Below are 19,815 nucleotides of genomic sequence, written 5' to 3'. Positions count from 1 at the left end.
TCACTCGATAATGTTCATGGCACCCTTGCGTATCTTCTTGCTGGCGACCCTGCTCGCCTTCGTTCCCGCTTCGGCATTCGCTCAATCCATTCCAGGCCTGACCGGCACCAAACCGGCCGCCGAAGAGGCGAAACCTGCCCAGCCGAGCGCTGACGAACGTGCTCAACGCCTTGCGGAGCAGGCCGCGACCGCGCAGCAGCGACTGACCGAACTGAAGGCCGAACTCGCCAGCGCGCCGAAAGAAATCGCCGAGTCCCAGCGAGATCTGAGCAAACTCAAGGCCAGCGACACCAGCGATCTGGTCGAAAAGCTGGCCAAACTGAAGATGCCGGCCCTCGAGCAACGCCTGGCAGAGCGTGTCGAGGAGTTATCGACCTGGCAGACAGCGCTGACCGCGGCTAACAGCATGATCATCAGCGCCCAGACGCGTCCCGAGCGCGCTCAGGCCGATATCAGCAAGTCGCAGATGCGGATCGACGAGATCAACAACCTGCTCAAGGCCGGCCGCGAAAACGGCAAGCCACTGAGTGATGAACGCCGCGCCCTGCTTGCGGCGGAAAAGTCTGCCCTCAACGCGCAGATCGAACTACGTCGCAACGAACTGGCCGGCAACAGCTTGCTGCAGGACCTGGGCATTGCTCGTCGCGATCTGCTGTCCGAGCGCATCGCCCGTGCCGAGCGCGAAACCATGGCGCTGCAGACGGCCATCAACAACAAGCGCCGGGAAGAATCCGAACAGACCGTCGCCGAATTCTCGCTAAAGGCCGAGAAGACCGGCTCCGACAAGCTGCTGCCGGCCGAAAGCGCCGAGAACAAGCGTTTGTCTGGCTACCTCTTGCGAGCCACCGAGCGGCTCAACGACCTCACCCAGCAGAACTTGCAGACCCGCCAGCAACTCGACACGCTCAACCAGGCCGACCAAGCACTGGAAGAGCAGATCGCCGTTCTTGAGGGCAGTCTGCTGCTGTCGAAGATCCTCTCGCAGCAGAAGCAGGCCCTGCCGCAGCTCTCGCTGGATAGCAACCTGGCGGATGAGATCGCTGATATTCGGCTCTATCAGTTCGAGCTGAACCAGCGCCGCGAAGCCGCCGGCAACGTCGAAGACTATGTAGAACAACAGCTGGCCAGTCAGCCTCCCAGCGAGGTGACTCCCGAATTACGCAGTGCGTTGCTGGAGCTGGTTCGCACGCGCAGCGAGCTGCTCGATCGACTCAACCACTCGTTGAACGCTCTGCTGAGCGAGTCGATTACGCTGCAGCTGAACCAGCGCCAACTGCAGAGCAAGGCCGAAGCCCTGCGCAATACGCTGGACGAGCAGATGTTCTGGATCCCCAGCAATCGGCCACTCGATCTGGACTGGTTCAAGAACATGCCCACGCTGCTCGACCGCCAGCTGCGGGCGATGCCCTGGGGCTCGGTGTTCGAAGCCTTAGGCGCAGGCCTGCTGGAGCGGCCACTATTCTTCGTTCCGCTGTTGCTGATGATCGGCGTGCTGCTCTGGCGCCGTCAGGCGATCAACACCAAGCTGGATTCGCTGAGCAGCGACATCGGGCACTTCCGTGACGACAGCCAGCTGCATACGCCGATGGCGCTGCTGCTGAATCTGTTGCTGGCGCTGCCGGGCGCATTGTTTCTCGCGCTGTGCGGTTACCTGCTGCAGATGGACGGGCGCGGGCAGAACGACGCCCTCGGCGCCGCGTTCTATCAGATGGCGCAGGCCTGGTTGGTGTTCTACAGCGCGTATCGGATGCTCTCGCCCAATCGGGTCGCCGAAACGCACTTCGGCTGGTTCCGGCCGCAGGTCACCTTCCTGCGCAACGAAATCCGACGGCTGGGGCTGGTGGTTATGGCCCTGGTGGCCGTGGTGGCGATTGCCGAACATCAACCGGGCAATCTAGTCGACGATGTGATCGGCATCGTCGTGGTCCTGGTCTGCTTCGCCCTGATGAGCTGGCGCCTCACGCGCCTGTTGCTGAAAGGCCCGGCCAGCCAGAACGCTTCACCGCTTCAGCGCTTCATCGGTCTGCTGTTCAGCCTCCTGCCGCTGGCGCTGATCCTGGTGGTGGGTTTTGGCTATTACTACACGGCGCTGAAACTGACGGGGCGCTTGATCGATACGTTGTATCTCCTACTGGCCTGGATCGTCATCGAAGCGACGCTGATTCGCGGGCTGACAGTCGCTGCTCGCCGACTTGCTTACCAGCGTGCCCTGGCCAAGCGTGAAACTCAGCCCGACGAGCCCATAGACAGCAGCGAGGCAAGCGGTGAGGGCGGCCTCGATATCGAGCAGGTCAACCAGCAGTCCCTACGCCTGACCCGCCTGGCGATGTTCGGCCTGTTCTTCGCGGTGCTCTATTGGGTCTGGGCGGATCTGATCAGCGTGGTCTCCTACCTCGATAACGTCGTACTCTACGAATTCGTCAGTGGTGCTGGCGACACCGCCACGACCAATGCCATCACCCTTAACAACCTGCTTGGGGCTCTGCTGATCGTCGCCATCACGGTGGCCCTGGCGCGCAACCTGCCGGGTCTGCTGGAAGTGCTGGTGTTATCAAAACTGCACCTGGCGCAGGGCAGCGCCTATGCCACCACGACGCTGCTGTCGTATCTGCTGGCCGGCATCGGCTTCGTCTCCTTCCTGTCGACGCTTGGCGTCAGCTGGGACAAGCTGCAGTGGCTGGTGGCCGCGCTCTCGGTTGGCCTGGGTTTCGGCATGCAGGAGATCTTCGCCAACTTCATTTCCGGTCTGATCATCCTCTTCGAGCGTCCGGTGCGGATTGGCGATGTGGTGACCATCGGCAATCTCTCAGGCACAGTCAGCCGGATTCGCATCCGTGCCACCACCATTACCGACTTCGACCGAAAAGACATCATCGTCCCAAACAAGACCTTCATCACCAGCCAGCTGGTGAACTGGTCCCTGAGCGACACCATCACCCGCGTGACGATCAAGGTCGGTGTCGCCTATGGATCCGATCTGGATCTGGTGAAAAAACTGCTCTACAAGACCGCGAATGAAAACCCGCGGGTATTGAAGGAACCGGAGCCACTCGTATTCTTCCTGACCTTTGGCGAGAGCACGCTCGACCACGAGCTGCGCGTCCACGTACGCGACCTCGGCGACCGCAACCCCGCCACTGATGAGATCAACCGGGCCATCGACTGCGAATTCGCCAAGGCTGGTATCTCGATCGCCTTCCGCCAGGTCGATGTGTTCCTGAAAAACTTCGACGGCAAACAGCTACACCTGGGAACCGCGCCACGGCTCGCTCAGCCCGATAACCAGGGCGCTACACCGCCCACCGACAGTCAGGCCTGAGGAACGTCCCCTCCTTTCCCGGCCTCCAAACACAAAGCGCGCCCGCACAGGGCGCCGAACCGCAAGGTGCCGGAGCCCCCGTGAAGACGCTTACCGAGCTGAATTTCGACAACCGCTTCGCCCAGCTGGGCGAGGTTTTTTCCACCGAAGTCACGCCCCAGCCGCTCGAAAATCCGCGCCTGGTAGTGGCCAGCGAAGCCGCCATGGCCTTGCTCGATCTCGACCCGGCAACCAAGGACGATCCGCTGTTCACCGAACTGTTCGCCGGCCACAAGCTCTGGAGCACGGCGGAACCACGGGCGATGATCTATTCCGGCCACCAGTTCGGCAGCTACAACCCGCAACTAGGCGATGGCCGTGGTCTGCTGCTCGGTGAGGTGGTCAACGAGGCGGGCGAGCATTGGGATCTGCACCTCAAAGGCGCTGGCATGACGCCCTATTCCCGCATGGGTGACGGCCGTGCCGTGCTGCGTTCATCAATCCGCGAGTTTCTTGCCAGCGAGCACCTGCACGCGCTGGGTATTCCCAGCTCCCGCGCGCTCTGCGTGACCGGGTCGGAGACACCGGTCTACCGCGAACGCCAGGAGCTAGGCGCAATGTTGATGCGCCTCGCGCCCAGCCACGTCCGCTTCGGCCACTTTGAATTCTTCTACTACACCAAGCAGCACGACGAATTGAAGAAGCTGCTCGATCATGTTGTCGAAAACCACTTTTCAGACTGCCTGGAGCATCCAGAGCCGTACCATTGCTTCTTCCGTGAAGTGCTGGAGCGCACCGCGGAAATGGTCGCTAAATGGCAGGCCTATGGCTTCTGTCATGGCGTGATGAACACCGACAACATGTCGATCCTAGGCATTACCTTCGACTTCGGACCTTACGCCTTCCTCGACGACTTCGATGCGCGCTTCGTCTGCAACCACTCCGACCATGCCGGCCGGTATTCCTACGAGAACCAGGTTCCGATTGCGCACTGGAACCTCGCCGCGCTGGCGCAGGCGCTGACGCCCTTCATCGCCATCGAGCAGCTGCGGGCGACCATGGACCTGTTCCTGCCGATCTACGAAACGGTGTGGCTCGGTCTGATGCGCAAACGGCTCGGCTTGCAGACCGCCGAGGAGAGCGACAAAGAGCTGATCCAGCGCTTGCTACAGCTGATGCAGAGCAGCGCCATCGACTACACGCGCTTCTTCCGCGAACTCGGTGACAGCCATCCAGAGATGGCTCTGGCTCGACTGCGTGAAGATTTCGTCGATATCAAAGCCTTCGATGAATGGGCCGCGACCTACCGCCAGCGTTCCGAGCGCGAAAGCGTCGATCACGAGGCGCGCCGGACCCGCATGCACGCAGCCAACCCGAAGTACATTCTGCGCAACTACCTGGCGCAAAAGGCAATCGAGGCCGCCGAGGCAGGCAACTACGGCCCGGTGCGCGAGCTGCATGGGGTGCTTAGCCGCCCCTTCGACGAGCAGCCAGGCATGGAGCACTACGCCGAGCGCCCGCCGGAATGGGGCAAACACCTGGAAATCAGCTGCTCGTCCTGAGCCATGACGCTGCGCAGAATGCTGCGCAGGCTTTGGCTTGGGGCGATCGACCTGTAGTTGTGAAGCGAGCAATGGTGGGTGCTAGAGAGACATGCGCCAAATATTGCGCAACTGCGGGCAGGATGTTGCCCAACTAAATGTGAGCGATGGCGCAGAGCAGACGGCCTGGACCACAGCGTGAAAGCCTAACTTATTGAAAAATAGAGATTAAATATAACTGGCACGCGCCTTGTACTTACTCTGCTGCCACTCTGGCATTCAACAAGGCAAGGAGAGCGTTCATGCCAACACCCGCGTATCTGTCCCTCGAAGGCACCAAGCAAGGCCTGATCACCGCAGGCACTTTCACCGAGGACTCGGTCGGCAACATTTTCCAGGAAGGACACGAAGACCAGATTCTGGTGCAGGCTTTCCAGCACCAGGTCATCATCCCGCGCGACCCTCAGTCCGGCCAACCCACCGGCCAGCGCGTTCACAAACCCCTGATGATCACCAAGGTGTTCGACAAGTCGTCGCCGCTAATCTTCAACGCTCTGACCTCGGGTGAACGCCTGAACAAGTGCCGCCTGGAGTGGTACCGCACCTCCTCCACCGGTACTCAGGAGCACTACTTCACCATCGAACTGGAAGATGCGGTGATCGTCGACGTGCAGTCGCGCATGCCCAACTGCCAGGACCCGAACATGTCCCACTTCACCCATCTGGAAGACGTGTACTTCACCTACCGCAAAATCGTCTGGACCCACGAAGTCTCCGGTACTTCTGGCTCCGACGACTGGCGTACCCCGATCTCGGCATAAGCCTCGATCAGGCCTCGCGGCCACGGTTAATCCACATCGGCCAGGTTTACCTGGCCGATGCGTTTCTAGCTGACGCATTCGGCAAACAACGTAGTGCTTCACACGGATATTTCGCCAAAAGGGCGAGAATAGCTGCCAGCTTTCTGCGGAACTGGATGCCTCTCCAATCCGCGCTACGGCACGCCAGAAATACAGGCGATGCCGCCTTGCGAGCCATTACCGGCTCGCCGCCATGGACTGGTTACAAAGGAACAGGGAATGTTCAATCCGGCTAACGACACGCACTTCAGCCTTGCGATTGAAGGCGCTCAATTTGACTTGCAGGTACTCGAATTCAAAGGTCGAGAGGCCATCTCGCAGCCCTTCGCGTTCGACCTCGAACTGGTCAGCGAGCGCTCCGATATCGATCTGGAAAGCCTGCTACATCAGCGCGCCTTTCTAGCCTTGTCGCCTGCTGGCAAGGGTATCCATGGCTTGATCTACAGCGCAGCGCAAGGCAACTCCGGCAAACGCCTGACGCGCTATCGCCTCACCTTGTGCCCACAGCTAGCCTATCTATCTCACCGCACCAACCAGCGCATCTTCCAGCACCTCTCGGTACCGCAGATCATCGCCAAAGTGCTAGAAGAGCACGGCATTCTCGCCGGCGACGGCCACCGTTTCGATCTTGGGCCGGTGGTTTATCCCAAGCGGGACTACTGCGTTCAATACGATGAAACGGACCTCCAGTTCCTCCAGCGCCTCTGCGAGGAAGAAGGCATTCACTACCACTTCCAGCACAGCGATGCCGGCCACATGCTGGTCTTCGGTGATGACCAGACGGTATTTCCGACGCTTGCCTCGGTTGCCTATCAGCAGGACAGCGGTCTGGTTGCCGATGAGCCGGTCATCAAACGCTTTGGCGTGCGCGTCGAAACCCGCACCGGCCGCGTCACCCGCCGCGATTACGATTTCGAGAAGCCCCGTCTGACCATGGAGGCGGCGGTTAGAAGCAACACCCAGCCCGACCTCGAGGATTATGACTATCCCGGCCGCTTCGTCGACCGCGAGCGAGGCAAGCACCTATCCCAGCGCGCGCTGGAACGCCATCGCCACGACTTCGAACTGGCTGAGGGAGAAAGCGACCAGCCGCTGCTGGTCAGCGGCCACTTTCTATCACTCAGCGATCATCCGCGCGGCGACTGGAATCAGCTATGGCTGCTGACTGAAGTTTTCCACGAAGGAAAGCAACCTCAGGTGTTGGAAGAGTCCGTCACTGATTCTTCAGGCATCGCCGCGCTGACGCCCTTTCCCCTAAGTGGCGGGGAAAGGGAAGCCCGGCTAAGGGATGAGAGATCCCTTGCAAACAACGACTTCACCCAAGGCTACCGAAACCAGTTCACCGCGACCCCTTGGGCCGCTCCCTTCCGCCCCGCACTTCGCAACCCCAAACCACGCATCCTCGGCAGCCAGAGCGCGGTCGTAACCGGCCAGGCCAGCGAAGAGATCCACTGCGACGAATACGGCCGAGTGAAGGTACAGTTTTTCTGGGACCGCGAAGGCAAAGCCGATGAGCACGCGAGCTGCTGGCTGCGCGTGTCATCCAGTTGGGCCGGCGACCGCTACGGCGGCGTGGCCATCCCACGCGTCGGCATGGAAGTGCTGGTGACCTTTCTCGAAGGCGACCCAGACCAGCCCCTGATCACCGGCTGCCTGTACCACAAGGAAAACGCCGTCCCTTACGACCTGCCTGCGAACAAGACCCGCAGCGTGTTCAAGTCCCTGAGCAGTCCGGGCGGTGGCGGTTACAACGAACTGCGCATCGAAGACCGTAAGGGCGCCGAGCAAATCTACCTTCACGCCCAGCGCGACTGGGACGAGAACATCGAACACGACCAGAAGATCCGCGTCGGCCACGAACGCCACGACACCGTCGAGGCCAACAGCTACAGCGAATTCCGCGCCGAAGAACACCGCACCACGCACGCCGACCGCCGCAGCGAAGTCAAAGCAGACGACCACCTGACCGTCGGCAATAACCAGCACGTCAAGATCGCCACCGGCCAGTTCATCGAAGCCGGCAACGAAATCCACCTCTCCAGCGGCCTGAAAGTGGTCCTCGAAGCTGGTAGCGAACTGACCTTCAAGGCCGGTGGAAGCTTTATCAAGCTTGATGCTGATGGCATCACGATGGCCGGGCCTTTGATCAGGATGAACTCGGGTGGTAGTCCCGGGAAGGGATCGGGAGCGGCGCCGATTTTGCCTGGGCAAGTTAGCCCGGCGGATGTGGATATGGCGGGTAGGCTGCTGGTACCTGCCCAGCGCCAGGCGTTATTGCGAACGACACCAAGGTGTGAGATATGCGAGCGAGCCAACCAGGAAGCCGAAGCATGAGCCGCAATTTCCTGCTCGTGGACGGTGTGCTTCGTCAGGACGCCCTGCAATGGCTTTATGGGGTAGGGGAGCCTATCGAGGTCATTCCTCTCTACAGCGGCACCCGCTGGGACGGCGTCAAAGAGCTCGGCCCAATTCTGGTTGGTCTGGACAGCCATTCGTCCTTACTGGGTGAATGGCGAAGCAGCCCCTCTCTTCAGCGCCAGACCAGCAGAATACAAAGCTCGTCATCACTGAACGATGTCGCCGATCACCTGAGCCAGTTCATCACCATCACGGACAATTTAGGTAGCTACAGCCTCTTCCGTTTCGCGGATCCGCTGGTGACCTCTTACTGGCTGAACAGCTATCCCCAATCTGCTTATCAAACTCTTCTGGGCCCCATAATCGAATGGCTCGTACCCCTACCCCCGCCTAACTGGGCTCCCTCGCATGCAGTCGAATGGCAGTCCTATCGCTCACAGCCCAACAGCTCCAGATTGGAAGGCAAGCTCAACCATCTCATTGATGATCAGGTTGAGGCGCTCGAACAGGCCTATCGGCGCAGCTTCAAGGAGCGGCTATACGGTTGGTTGATCGAAGATTACCCCCAAACCTTATCAGGGCTTGGTGAACAGGAGCGAGGCCAATGGCTGGAACAACGCTTGCTCGATGCCGAAGCCTGGGGACTGGTCAACGAGCGGAGCATTGCGATCTGGCTCGAGCGCTGCGCCTGCTGGGGCGATAACTTCGCTACACGCTCCGATAGCCCTTACCAGGCCTGGTTAGCTAGGACACCAGACGCCCAGAAACTACCGCCAGAACGGCGTATTCAAGCCCTGGATGAAGACTGCCTTGCCGGCTAAAGGAACGGATTTCCATGAGCACGACGACCTCCGATACAACCTTGCAACAAGCCAAACGCAATCAGGCCTTCGAGAACAAGCCCGCCAATGCAAACGGCCAGTGCCCGCTAAAAGCAGTTGATATTGCAATCCATCCCGTTCGCTATTCGATAGATGAGTCACCGGCACGCGGCAGTGCACAAGGTCCAAACCCGCTGCCCAAAGGCTGGCCGAGCAACCACCTGCCGACGCTCAAGACGCGCAGTTATACCCTGCGCCAGCTCCGTGACGGCTGGCTTTATGTGTGGGATGAAACTGATCGCACCCTTCACGAATATCAGGTGAAGGGGCACCAGCTCATCCGCCACCAATGGGGCAGTGCACAGCTGGGCAAGGATGAACGAAACAACCCCGGTGACAGCAAACCCTACCTGCTTTACCCAAAGCGCAGCCGCCTGCTCATTGCCTATGCCCCGGTGCAGTGGACCTGGCGCTTGTGCGAAAAAATACGCAGCAATCCCCAGGAGCAAAACCGTTGGATGCGCACCTTAAACCTGCCGCAATACTGCACCAAGATGCAGGCAGCACATGCCGCACCTATCCGCGAAATAGGCAGTGCTGTCGCCGACATCCTGGCAGGAGGGGAAGCCCCGACCTTCAAAAGCTGTCTAATAGCGACAAACCAAGACGACACGTCCCGCCCCTGCAAGAAGCCGATCGACCAAGCCCTTATTCTGGGCAGCGTACCTGATCAGGACAGCGCTCTCGTTGTCGCCCTAGACGATCCATTGGCCATCGTCGACGACCTAGCCATGAATCTGCAGGGGCGATGGTTGGAACTGGCAGCAGCAGAGACGCAGCATGCCAACAAGACCAATAGCGCCACCCTTATTCACGAGCTTTGCGGCGTCAAACTAGACCCCTTCATTCCCAAATCGGTATCAGCCAACCCAAGCCGCAAGCAGGCATTCATCAAGGATGCTCACGCCCTGCTCGATAGCGAGACACAGCTGCTCAATCACAGCGGCAGTGACGCGACCTTGACGCTCAAGTCGCTGCAAGTGCAGCGGGCTCAGCAGCAATTTCGTACGAATTGGGGCAACCCACCGTCGGGGCCAAAATGGCGCGCACTGGTAGAAGAATGGCAGCAGAAAAAAACCTGGCGCGAGGACGTTCGCTTCGATGAGGCCTTGAGTTATCTGCAAGAGCGCTCCGATGAAATGGAGCGCCTCAATGCCCACATCCAACGCAGCGAAAGCGACCTACTCGCCTGGCTGAAAAGCCTCAGCCCGAAAGCGGAAGAGGTTTTCTATGACCCCTGCCACCCGCAGCAATCGACCTATCTGCTGGACACCATGGCCAACCTGTACGAGCAATTGGGCGCGAGCGACACGGGCAAGCAATGGCTCTGCGAGCAGTACGGCAACCCCACTACGCTGGCAGGCCTGGCGCTGTTCAATTTCAACGCCGAGCTTTCCGCGCTGATCGACAAGATTTCCACCAACTTCACCACCTACGGCACCATCGACAATCTGGGACGGCAAAGCGACGGTAGCGGACAGGCCCACGGCGGGCTCTCCGACACCACCAGTGAAGTCAGTCGGGCCAACGAGGTGCAATCGGTACTAGATCTGCCGAGCGTACAAGCTAGTAACCTGTACAAGAGTCTTTCCGAGCCCGGCAAGCGTGCCTTCGAGACCCTGCGCAACGTAGTAGGACAAAAGGCCAAGGACAGCTGGAACCTGATGGCCTTTGTTCTACTCCCTGCCTTGAGCACGAAATTTGCGCCCAAGGTTCGAATCTTTGCCTTCAGCGTCACCCAGGTCTTGGTTTCTACGGAAATCTCCACACAGACGCGTTTGATTCTGAATGCCGAGTTCACGAAGAAGAACCGTCAATGGCAAATGCAGGTTGCTCAGCTCGAGAAGAATATCAAGGGCCTGCAACGCACTCTTTCTCTACCCGGTGAAGGCCCCGACAAACGCTCGGCACGCATACAGTTGCTCGGGCTGGAACAAAAGCGCGAGACGCTGAACCTGCAAAGGCCTAACGAGGTAATCGGTAGTGTCGTAACCGAAACCAAGATCACCAAGGTACAAACCCGCCAAGTGAATATGTGGCTCGCGACACTGGGCCAACCAGAACTGCTTGATCAGTTGCAGCTCAAAGCAAAAAATTCGGCAGGCTACGCAGCCCGAAGCCGTCAGTGGATCAATCAAGAGCTTGGCGGCAGCCTGCCTGTGCTGGTCGCAGGGCTGAATATCTGGAACTTCATCAATAGCCTGGACAAGGCACGCAATGACGGAATTTTCAGTGAGGATGAGCTGCGCACGGTCGGGGCCAATGCCGCCTATACCGCCAACGCACTGATGGCGCTCTGGACGGTGCCGGCTTGGAACAAGTGGGCCAAGCTTGAAAAAACAATTGGCCGGAATACCACGCAACTTGCAAAAGCAGGCGTAAGGGCTTGGCTTAAAACGGGTGAAGTTGAAGCATCATTGCTGGCTCGGCAGTTGGTTTTACGCACCATGGGTATGGCCGCATTCGGCGCTATCGCTGCGGGTGTAGAGGCCTGGCAGGTTTCCAACGATATTCGTAACGCGACCAGTTCTGAAGAGAAATATGCTCAAAGCACGAAAATGGTTGCATTGCTATTTATGTCATCAGTAGCCGGCATCCAACTGGTCGGCAGTGCGTTGGGCTTTTGGTTTGGTTTTGCCTGGGTAATGTCCAACCCGGTCACCATCATCATCGCGTTACTTGGCGTGATCTACCTGATCGCCAGCATGGTCGCCAACCAATACAAGCGTGAGGGTCTGCGGCTCTGGCTGTATCGCAGCAGTTGGGGCAAATCCACCACTTGGACACACAGCGACGAAGATCACAAGGAAGAACTGCGCACCCTGAAGGAAATCTGCCTGCGCCCCAGCCTGGCGGCTCGCGCCGCCACCTTGCCTTACTATGGCCGAGGCCCGCGTATCTATACCGGTTTCTGGCTACAGCTCCTGCTACCGTCCGAACTGGCGGGAACAGCCGTCAAGCTGCAACCGGCCATGGTCGACAGCGGCTGGTTTTCCGATAGCCTGATGCAAGGCATGGCAGACAAGTTCTACGACCAGTTCCTCGAAGGCCACTGGGCGCCCATCGACCAATTTGGCCAACCGCCCGTACAGCGTCCCAGCGGATCACTGCCAGGCGACACTCTCTACCCCAAGGACACACAGCACCGCCTCTGGCAAACTTGGATCGCCTACCAGCGCCCCCCCGTGCTGGAGCTGGAAGTTCGCTACCCGGAGCAGATTCTGGAAAGCGCCAACGGCCAGGGCTATATGTTCCGCATGGACATAGGCACCTCGTCCTCCGAGGCGGATCTGAAAAACGATGCGTTCAGCAAGGAGCCTAATAGCGATATGGTGCTTTCCTCACAAAATACCCGACTGCTCTCCTTGCAAGTGCCACATACGAGTGAATGATTTATTTATGAGCAGTACATTGAGAAAATCCCCCCAGACTCTTCCTTGGAATAAGTCCATAGAGCTTCCAAACCACCATCAGTGGAAGCATGCTAATCAATCTGCTTTGCTGGAGTGGAAGATCAAGGCGCGTCCTTACAACACAACCATCGCCAATGGCATGTTTGCTTTCATGCTATGCGTAACTTTGATTTTTAGCTATTTCTTACTATATAAGAATGCAAAATTCACATTATTCGAAACTTTCTTTATTGCTGCGCCAGGTTTTTTTCTTTTTTTCTTAGCCCTATATGGCACAACTCATCAAAAAACAAAATTCGCTTATCGCCTGACCGAAACAGGCATAGAGGTCTGCGAGTGGAAAGCGCCAGGTAAAGGCTGGATGATCGCCTTGAAATGGCTGACGGTTATTGCCGCTATCGCCGTTCTATTCGTTGTCGCACTTGATCCTTCGGCCTTTTGGATAGCACTCGCCGGGCCTGGCGGCATGGGTTTTCTTTATCTAGGCCTAGCTAACTCAAAGCAATTCCAAGAAATTCACAGCCTCTACAGACACAACGTATTTACCTGGGATGAAATAAAGCATATTTATATAGACAAATCACGCCACCTAATAAGCCTAGAGTACGAATGGCTGAACGAGAATATCAATAAGACGCTACCATGGTGGACATATGTTTTCTGCGATAAAAAAGACTTTGACCACATCCTTAACGCCATACTTTCAAAAAACCCAAGCATCCCCCACACGCGAGAAAAAGTAGAAGTATTACAATTTTAAAGTTGTTTTCAGCACGAACCAACTATAGATATAGCGCATTTCACAAAGCAGCCGATTACTCCCTCTGCAGGTGTTACATGCGAGTGAATGATTGCTTATGAGCCATACCCTGAAAGGACTTGTACGGACCTCCCTCCTAGTACCGGCCCATCGAACTTCCAGACCATGAGTGGCAGCACGCTAATCAGCCTGCATAACTGAATGTGGAGGATCAAGGCGCGCCCTTATATCTGATAACCACGCCCATCCATATTTCACCAAAACCAAGCAGCCGTTCTGGGCCAATGAACAGACTCATCCGGACAGCCAGCCGTAAGGATGCCCCCATGACTGCCCACTACTGCCCCAGCGCCTACCAGCCGGCGCGCATCCCCGACCAGCCAGCAGCGGTCAAGCGCAGTTGGTTGTTCCACTTTGGCAGCTCACGTCTGCCTTGGGGGCACACCCAAGACATCGTGCCGCATAGCATGCTGAGCGGCACGACCCCAGCCTATCTGCGAGACGCCGAACGTCGTGAGAACGCTCTGGCAATGGGGGAGGAGCAACGGGAGGCATACGAAGTGCTGGATTACCACCAGATCATCGATCACGAACGCTATCGATATGCTTCACTCTCCAAACGAAGCCTGTTCTGGTTTTATCTATGGGGAGGGGGGCGCTTTGTTTTTTGGGCTTTCCTGTTGCTCTTACCTTTTCCATTGCTGATGGAAGCCTATGAATCTAAATCCGGATTTTTCTCAGCGTTCTTTCATGCTGCGATCGAAAGCGCACCATTGTTTTTAGCGCCTCCCCTCGCCTGCTGGGCCATAGGATCGCTAGTCGTTCATAAGCTGCCCAACTGGTTTGTCCACCCTTCCAAGGGGCCGCTCTGGGAACTCAACCGTCGCACAGGCATGGTCACCATCTTCGATTACGACAATATGGGTGAGTACCAGCGCAGCGGCACCATCGGTGACACTAATCCCTTTTACGAGTTCGATGCCTATATCAGCAGCGGCCCAGACCGGCAGGGGCTGATCTGGCATCAGTTGCATCTGGTACATCGCTATCACGACCTGGCCATCGACCTCAGCCCCATCGTGCCCAAGGACTCCAGCATGGCGCCGCACTTCGCCGCCTGGGACTTTCTACAGAACTATATGGATACCAGCAGGCCGCTGCCGGATATCCCACTATTCGAGGAGCACCGCGCGCAGGATCCGGTGACTGCCGAACATGATCGTCACATTGGTCGGCCCGAGCGCTACTGGCGCGATATAGACGACGCCACCTGGGATGCCCGAGTGATGAAGAACCTGGCGCTTGTCAACGCTTACGACATCACTGGCCGCTTGAACCTGATGGATCGGCATGTGCGATATGCCGATTGACCTGTGACATCCGCGAAAACCAACCCTAAGAATGCCCACATAGCTACCCGCTACAACGCCAGCGCATGCCCGCGGCATTACTGGCCGTCTCTATCTCATGGGCGGGCATGTGCGCTATGTCGATTAGCTTCGGCCGCCCAAAACGCGCCGGAGCAGGGGAAGCAGGCAATGTCCCGCACCTAGTCCGAAATGCATCTGCCGCAACGTCGCCAACTTATCACCCTACTCCGGCACCTCTACACACACATGAATCGCATCATGCCGCCAATACTCTACATCGCAGTCAATGATCCGCTCGTGCTGATCACGGTTTAGACGGGTGATGCGCAGGGCTGGGCTACCGGGGGCGGTGCGTAGGGTGGTGGCGGCTTCCGGGTGGAGGGCGGTGGGGACCATGTCGAAGCGGACGCGACCGTAATGGATACCGTATTCGCTGGCGTACAGCTCGGTAAGTGAGCAGGTCAGGTCGTACTTTAGGATGCCCGGGAAGTGGGCTGGGTTCAGGTAGTGCTCGACGTAGAGTACGAGGCGGCCGTCGATGCGGCGTGCGCGGCGGATCTGGATGACGCTCGATAACGCCGCAAGCTCCAGGCGCGAACAAATCTCCGCAGTAGCAGGCTGCAGCCTTGCCGACAGCACCTCGGTAGCAGGCAAACGGCCCTGTTCGCCCACCATCGCGTGGAAATGGCTCCGCACCAGCGGGTTGTAGAGCACCCGGGGTGGCGACACGAACCAGCCACGACGGTCTTCGCGATAGATCATGCCGAGGGATTCCAGCTGCCCCAAGGCTTCGCGTAGCGTGATGCGTGTGGTGGCGAACAGCTCACTGAGCTTTCGCTCGGACGGCAACTGCCCGCCCGGCTGCAGCAAGCCATGACGGATCTGTTCCTGTAGCGAGCTACAGATCGCCGTCACCGTCCGCGGCACTTCATCGCGCATCGTCTTTTCTCACTGGACTATACCAAGGACCAAAGCGGGGCACGGGCTGCCGTCTTTTCCCGGTTGATGGCGGGTAACGCTAGAGCGTAACGATGACTGTCGCATGACAATGCAGCGGCAAAAACAGCCCGCGGACCTTATAGATGACGCGGTGCACTACGGACAAAAAAACTGTGCAGGCCTTTTCAGGCAGGGTTTTGCGCGTGCGCTAGGCTTGTTACGGCACTCCTGTCGCAGTGTCGCCCGTTACGGCGATGGCGGAGGCAACGACATCAAACTGTCACTTGCACCCCCTAGTTTGGTTGCATCGAACTGATCTAGACCAATCGACCTGCGTAAGGAGCTTCGAATGAAACGACTGCTGCTGGCTTCACTACTGGGATCAGCGATCGCCCTGGCGACATCGGCGAACGCTGCACAAACGGATCTGAAAGCGCTCGAAGAGGCGGCTCGCGCGGAAGGTGAGGTTAATAGCGTCGGCATGCCAGACAGCTGGGCCAACTGGAAGGACACCTGGCAGGACCTTGAGCAAAAGTACGGTCTCAAGCATATGGACACCGACATGAGTTCGGCCCAGGAGATCGCCAAGTTCGCAGCCGAAAAAGACAATGCCACGGCCGACATCGGTGACGTCGGCGCCGCCTTCGGGCCGATCGCCGTCCAGCAAGGTGTTACCCAGCCATATAAGCCCACCACATGGGACCAGATTCCCGAATGGGCCAAGGACAAGGACGGTCACTGGATGCTGGCCTATACCGGCTCCATCGCCTTTATCGTCAACACGCAGCTGGTCAAGGATGTGCCGACCTCCTGGGCCGAGCTGAAGGATGGTCAGTACAAAGTCGCCATCGGCGATGTCAGCGCTGCTGCACAAGCGGTCAATGGCGTACTGGCCGCGGCCATCGCCAACGGTGGGGACGAGACGAACATCCAGCCGGGCCTGGATTATTTCGCCGACATCGCCAAGCAGGGCCGCTTGTCGCTGTCGAACCCGACGATCCAGACGCTGGAACGCGGCGAAGTGGAAGTGGGTGTGGTCTGGGACTTCAATGGCCTGTCGTACCGCGACCAGATCGATCCCAGCCGCTTCGAGGTCGTGATTCCGTCCGATGGCTCGGTGATTTCCGGCTACACGACCATCATCAACAAGTGGGCCAAACACCCCAACGCCGCCAAGCTCGCCCGCGAATACATCCTCTCCGATGCCGGGCAGATCAACCTGGCCAAGGGCAACGCCCGGCCGATCCGCGCCGAGCACCTGACACTGCCCTCCGAAGTGCAGGCCAAGCTGCTGCCGAACGAGCAGTACGTCAAGGTCAAGCCGATCGAGAACGCCGATGCCTGGGAAGCAACTTCCAAGGCCCTACCACAGCAGTGGCAGGAAAACGTAATCATCGAAATGGAGTGATCGGCTGCCAACCGACAGGGTCGTAAGGTGGTGAGCGGCGCCCCACTTCAGCCTGCCAGCACGCAGGCGGTGGGCTGAAGCCCACCCTACGACGCGCACCAGGTGTGCCGGAAGACGGGTTGGGTCGGGTTTTTGTAGGGTGGGCTTTAGCCCACCAGAGAAAGTCCCGCAGAAGAAACGGTGGGCTGAAGTGGAGCGCCGGCCGGCCCACCCTACGGCCCACTGCTGATAAGGAAAAGTCCCATGGGCAAAGCCATCCTCGTTGTGCTCGACGGCCTCAGCTATCAGGTCGCGGAGCACGCACTCGGCCATCTGCAGGCCTATTGCGTGGCCGGCCGGGGCGCGCTGTACCGCTTGGAATGTGAATTACCCGCGCTGTCTCGCCCCCTTTATGAATGCATCCTGACCGGCGTGACACCAATCGACAGTGGCGTGGTGCATAACGACGTGGTGCGGCTATCCACCGAGCGCAGCATCTTCCATTACGCCCGCGACGCTGGTTTGAGCACAGCGGCCGCGGCCTATCACTGGGTCAGCGAGCTCTATAACCGCGCGCCTTTCCTGGCGGCACGCGATCGTCATAGCGAAACGCCCGAACTGCCGATCCAGCACGGTCACTTCTATTACGAGGATCACTACCCCGATTCGCATTTGTTTGCTGACGCGGAAAGCCTGCGGCTGCGGTTCAGTCCCGACTTCCTGCTGGTACATCCGATGAACATCGACGACGCCGGCCACAAGCACGGCCTGGATTCGTCCCAGTATCGCAACGCCGCGCGCCGCGCCGATATCCTCCTCGCCGACCACCTGCAGCGCTGGCTGGACGATGGTTACCAAGTCATGGTGACGGCCGATCACGGCATGAACAACGATCGCTCCCACAACGGCCTATTGCCCGAGGAGCGCGAGGTGCCACTGTTCGTTCTGGGTTTAGCTTTCAGCCTCGACCCAGGCGCACGGCCGAAACAGACTGAGTTATGCGGAACATTATGCGAGTTGCTCGGCGTGGCCCATGACAAGCCCCTGTGCCAGGACTTGCTGAAATGAGCGCGCCGCTTGAAGACAATCTCAAGACTGCAGCCATTCGAGACGGTGCTGTCCCTAGAATCGCAAACCGTCAGGCGCCGCGCGGCAAATGGCTGGCGCTGCTCTGCCTGCTGCCGTTCGCCGTGTTCTTTTTCGCCTTTCAGATTGCCCCGTTGCTGTGGGTCACGCTCAACAGCCTGAACACGGCGAACGGCTGGAGCCTGGCCAATTTCGAGAAAATCTTCGGCTCCAAGTTCTATCTACAGGCTATCAAGCACAGCTTGCAGATCGCCTTCTGGTCCAGCCTGTTCGGCATCGTCATCGCCATCCTCGGTAGCTACTCGCTGCGCCAGGTCGATTCGAAGTTGCGCGACTTCGTCATGGCCTTTTCCAACATGACCAGCAACTTCGCCGGGGTACCGCTCGCGTTCGCCTTCGTCATTCTGCTCGGCTTCAACGGGGCGCTGACGATCCTGCTCAAGCAGGCCGGCATTATCGAGGACTTCAATCTCTACTCCAAGACCGGACTGATCGTGCTCTACACCTACTTTCAGATCCCGCTGGGCGTGCTGCTGCTCTACCCCGCCTTCGATGCACTGCGCGAGGACTGGCGTGAGTCAGCCTCGTTGCTGGGTGCGGGCACCTGGGGCTACTGGCGTTATATCGGCCTGCCGGTACTGACGCCGGCACTGCTGGGCACCTTCGTCATCCTGCTGGCCAATGCGCTGGGGGCCTATGCCACGGTTTATTACCTCACCACCGGCAACTTCAACGTGTTGCCGATCCGCATCGCGGCGATGATTTCCGGCGATATTTCCCTCGATCCGAACATGGCGAGCGCATTGGCGATGGTATTGGTTGGGTTGATGGGCGTGATCACCGTGGCGCATCAGCTGCTGCTCAGGAGGAGCTACCATGCGGGCCGCTGAAGCCAAACGCGGTGCGCTGTACCACCGCACGGTGGTGTGGCTGCTGTTCCTCATCTTGTTGCTACCCCTGGCAGCGACCTTTCTCTACTCGATCTCAAGCAGTTGGTCAGCGACCATCCTGCCGGACGGGCTGACGTTCGACTGGTATGTGCAGCTCTGGAGTGAAGAGCGCTTCCTGCGCGCATTCGCCCAGTCCTTGCTGGTCTGCCTCGGGGCGCTGACCCTGGCGGTGGTGCTGATCCTGCCGCTGCTATTCGTGGTGCATTACCACTTTCCCAAGCTCGACGGGCTGATGAACATCCTGATCCTGCTGCCGTTTGCCGTGCCGCCGGTGGTGTCCTCGGTCGGCCTGTTGCAGCTCTATGGCTCCGGGCCGCTGGCCATGGTTGGCACGCCATGGATCCTGATTGGCGCCTACTTCACCATTGCGCTGCCGTTCATGTATCGCGCGATCAGCAACAACCTGCAGGCGATCAATCTACGCGACCTGATGGACGCCGCCCACCTGCTCGGCGCCAGCACCTGGAAGGCGGCGTTTCTGGTGGTGCTGCCGAACCTGCGCAAGGGGCTGATGGTGTCGCTGTTCCTGTCGTTTTCGTTTCTGTTCGGCGAGTTCGTCTTTGCCAACCTGCTGGTCGGAACCCGCTACGAAACCTTGCAGGTGTACCTCAACAACATGAAAAACAGCAGCGGCCATTTCAACAGTGCGCTGGTGATTTCCTACTTCTTCTTCGTGCTGGTGTTCACCTGGGCGGCGACTCGGTTGAACCAGAACAAGCCCTGAGGGGACGTGTTAGCAAGAGGGCCGGGCTAGGTCGGCGTTTCCTCGGTGAGCTGAAGCCCACCCTACGTGACTCACCGGGCGTGCCGGGAGGTGGGCTCGAGATTTTGTAGGGCGGGCTTTAGCCCGCCAGAGAGAGCCCCGCCGAAGAAGCGTTGGGCTGAAGCCCACCCTACGCAATAGCAGCGGGGCGGCTGAAATGGAGCACCTCATTGCCACCCTTTTAAGACGGACTACGACCACCGCTGCGG

13 protein-coding genes are annotated in these 19,815 nt (G+C 58.7%); 12 read left to right on the top strand and 1 reads right to left on the bottom strand.

The window, feature by feature from the left end:
* Nucleotides 1–16: 16 nt before the first annotated feature.
* The 8 genes from mscK to ACIGHL_RS11615 all read left to right on the top strand — a co-directional run bounded on the left by mscK (nt 17) and on the right by ACIGHL_RS11615 (nt 14,481).
* Nucleotides 17–3,319 carry a mechanosensitive channel MscK gene (gene mscK, locus ACIGHL_RS11650; protein ID WP_128121642.1) on the top strand — a complete coding sequence of 1,101 codons (3,303 nt, stop codon included), beginning with the start codon at nt 17–19 and terminating at the stop codon, nt 3,317–3,319.
* A gap of 80 nt (nt 3,320–3,399) precedes the next feature.
* Nucleotides 3,400–4,860 (top strand): protein adenylyltransferase SelO, encoded by a 1,461-nt coding sequence (gene selO, locus ACIGHL_RS11645; protein ID WP_216707057.1) that lies wholly within the window; start codon nt 3,400–3,402, stop codon nt 4,858–4,860.
* 281 nt (nt 4,861–5,141) lie between these two features.
* Nucleotides 5,142–5,660, top strand: coding sequence for an Hcp family type VI secretion system effector (locus tag ACIGHL_RS11640; protein WP_019339876.1), 519 nt, complete (start codon nt 5,142–5,144; stop codon nt 5,658–5,660).
* 258 nt (nt 5,661–5,918) lie between these two features.
* On the top strand, nt 5,919–8,033 hold the full coding sequence (locus ACIGHL_RS11635) for a type VI secretion system Vgr family protein (protein WP_216707056.1): 2,115 nt from the start codon (nt 5,919–5,921) through the stop codon (nt 8,031–8,033).
* The gene (locus tag ACIGHL_RS11630; RefSeq protein WP_181690047.1) at nt 8,030–8,878 is read left to right on the top strand and encodes a DUF4123 domain-containing protein; all 849 of its coding nucleotides are present in this window, start codon (nt 8,030–8,032) and stop codon (nt 8,876–8,878) included. The genes ACIGHL_RS11635 and ACIGHL_RS11630 overlap by 4 nt, the downstream gene beginning before the upstream one ends.
* A 14-nt stretch (nt 8,879–8,892) precedes the next feature.
* On the top strand, nt 8,893–12,330 hold the full coding sequence (locus ACIGHL_RS11625) for a T6SS effector BTH_I2691 family protein (RefSeq protein ID WP_128121640.1): 3,438 nt from the start codon (nt 8,893–8,895) through the stop codon (nt 12,328–12,330).
* A 7-nt stretch (nt 12,331–12,337) separates the two neighbouring features.
* Nucleotides 12,338–13,111 carry a hypothetical protein gene (locus ACIGHL_RS11620; protein ID WP_128121639.1) on the top strand — a complete coding sequence of 258 codons (774 nt, stop codon included), beginning with the start codon at nt 12,338–12,340 and terminating at the stop codon, nt 13,109–13,111.
* Between the two features lie 326 nt (nt 13,112–13,437).
* Nucleotides 13,438–14,481: a hypothetical protein gene (locus ACIGHL_RS11615; protein WP_128121638.1), complete on the top strand. Its 1,044-nt coding sequence runs from the start codon at nt 13,438–13,440 to the stop codon at nt 14,479–14,481.
* 222 nt (nt 14,482–14,703) lie between these two features.
* Here ACIGHL_RS11615 and ACIGHL_RS11610 read toward each other — a convergent pair whose 3' ends face one another.
* Nucleotides 14,704–15,420, bottom strand: a complete 717-nt coding sequence (locus tag ACIGHL_RS11610; protein WP_128121637.1) for a UTRA domain-containing protein — start codon at nt 15,418–15,420, stop codon at nt 14,704–14,706.
* A 349-nt stretch (nt 15,421–15,769) separates the two neighbouring features.
* Here ACIGHL_RS11610 and ACIGHL_RS11605 point away from each other — a divergent pair, with 349 nt between their 5' ends.
* The 4 genes from ACIGHL_RS11605 to ACIGHL_RS11590 all read left to right on the top strand — a co-directional run bounded on the left by ACIGHL_RS11605 (nt 15,770) and on the right by ACIGHL_RS11590 (nt 19,567).
* Complete coding sequence (locus tag ACIGHL_RS11605) at nt 15,770–16,828, top strand: ABC transporter substrate-binding protein (protein ID WP_128121636.1); 1,059 nt, start codon at nt 15,770–15,772, stop codon at nt 16,826–16,828.
* A 243-nt stretch (nt 16,829–17,071) separates the two neighbouring features.
* A complete protein-coding gene (locus ACIGHL_RS11600; protein WP_128121635.1) occupies nt 17,072–17,875 on the top strand; it encodes an alkaline phosphatase family protein in 804 nt (267 codons plus the stop codon).
* Complete coding sequence (locus tag ACIGHL_RS11595) at nt 17,872–18,783, top strand: ABC transporter permease (RefSeq protein WP_241509288.1); 912 nt, start codon at nt 17,872–17,874, stop codon at nt 18,781–18,783. The genes ACIGHL_RS11600 and ACIGHL_RS11595 overlap by 4 nt, the downstream gene beginning before the upstream one ends.
* A complete protein-coding gene (locus tag ACIGHL_RS11590) occupies nt 18,770–19,567 on the top strand; it encodes an ABC transporter permease (RefSeq protein ID WP_128121634.1) in 798 nt (265 codons plus the stop codon). The genes ACIGHL_RS11595 and ACIGHL_RS11590 overlap by 14 nt, the downstream gene beginning before the upstream one ends.
* Nucleotides 19,568–19,815: the final 248 nt, after the last annotated feature.

Origin of the sequence: Pseudomonas sp. NPDC077451 (assembly GCF_044543345.1) — a bacterium.
GTDB lineage: Bacteria > Pseudomonadota > Gammaproteobacteria > Pseudomonadales > Pseudomonadaceae > Stutzerimonas.
This window is presented reverse-complemented; position numbering and strand designations above follow the sequence as displayed.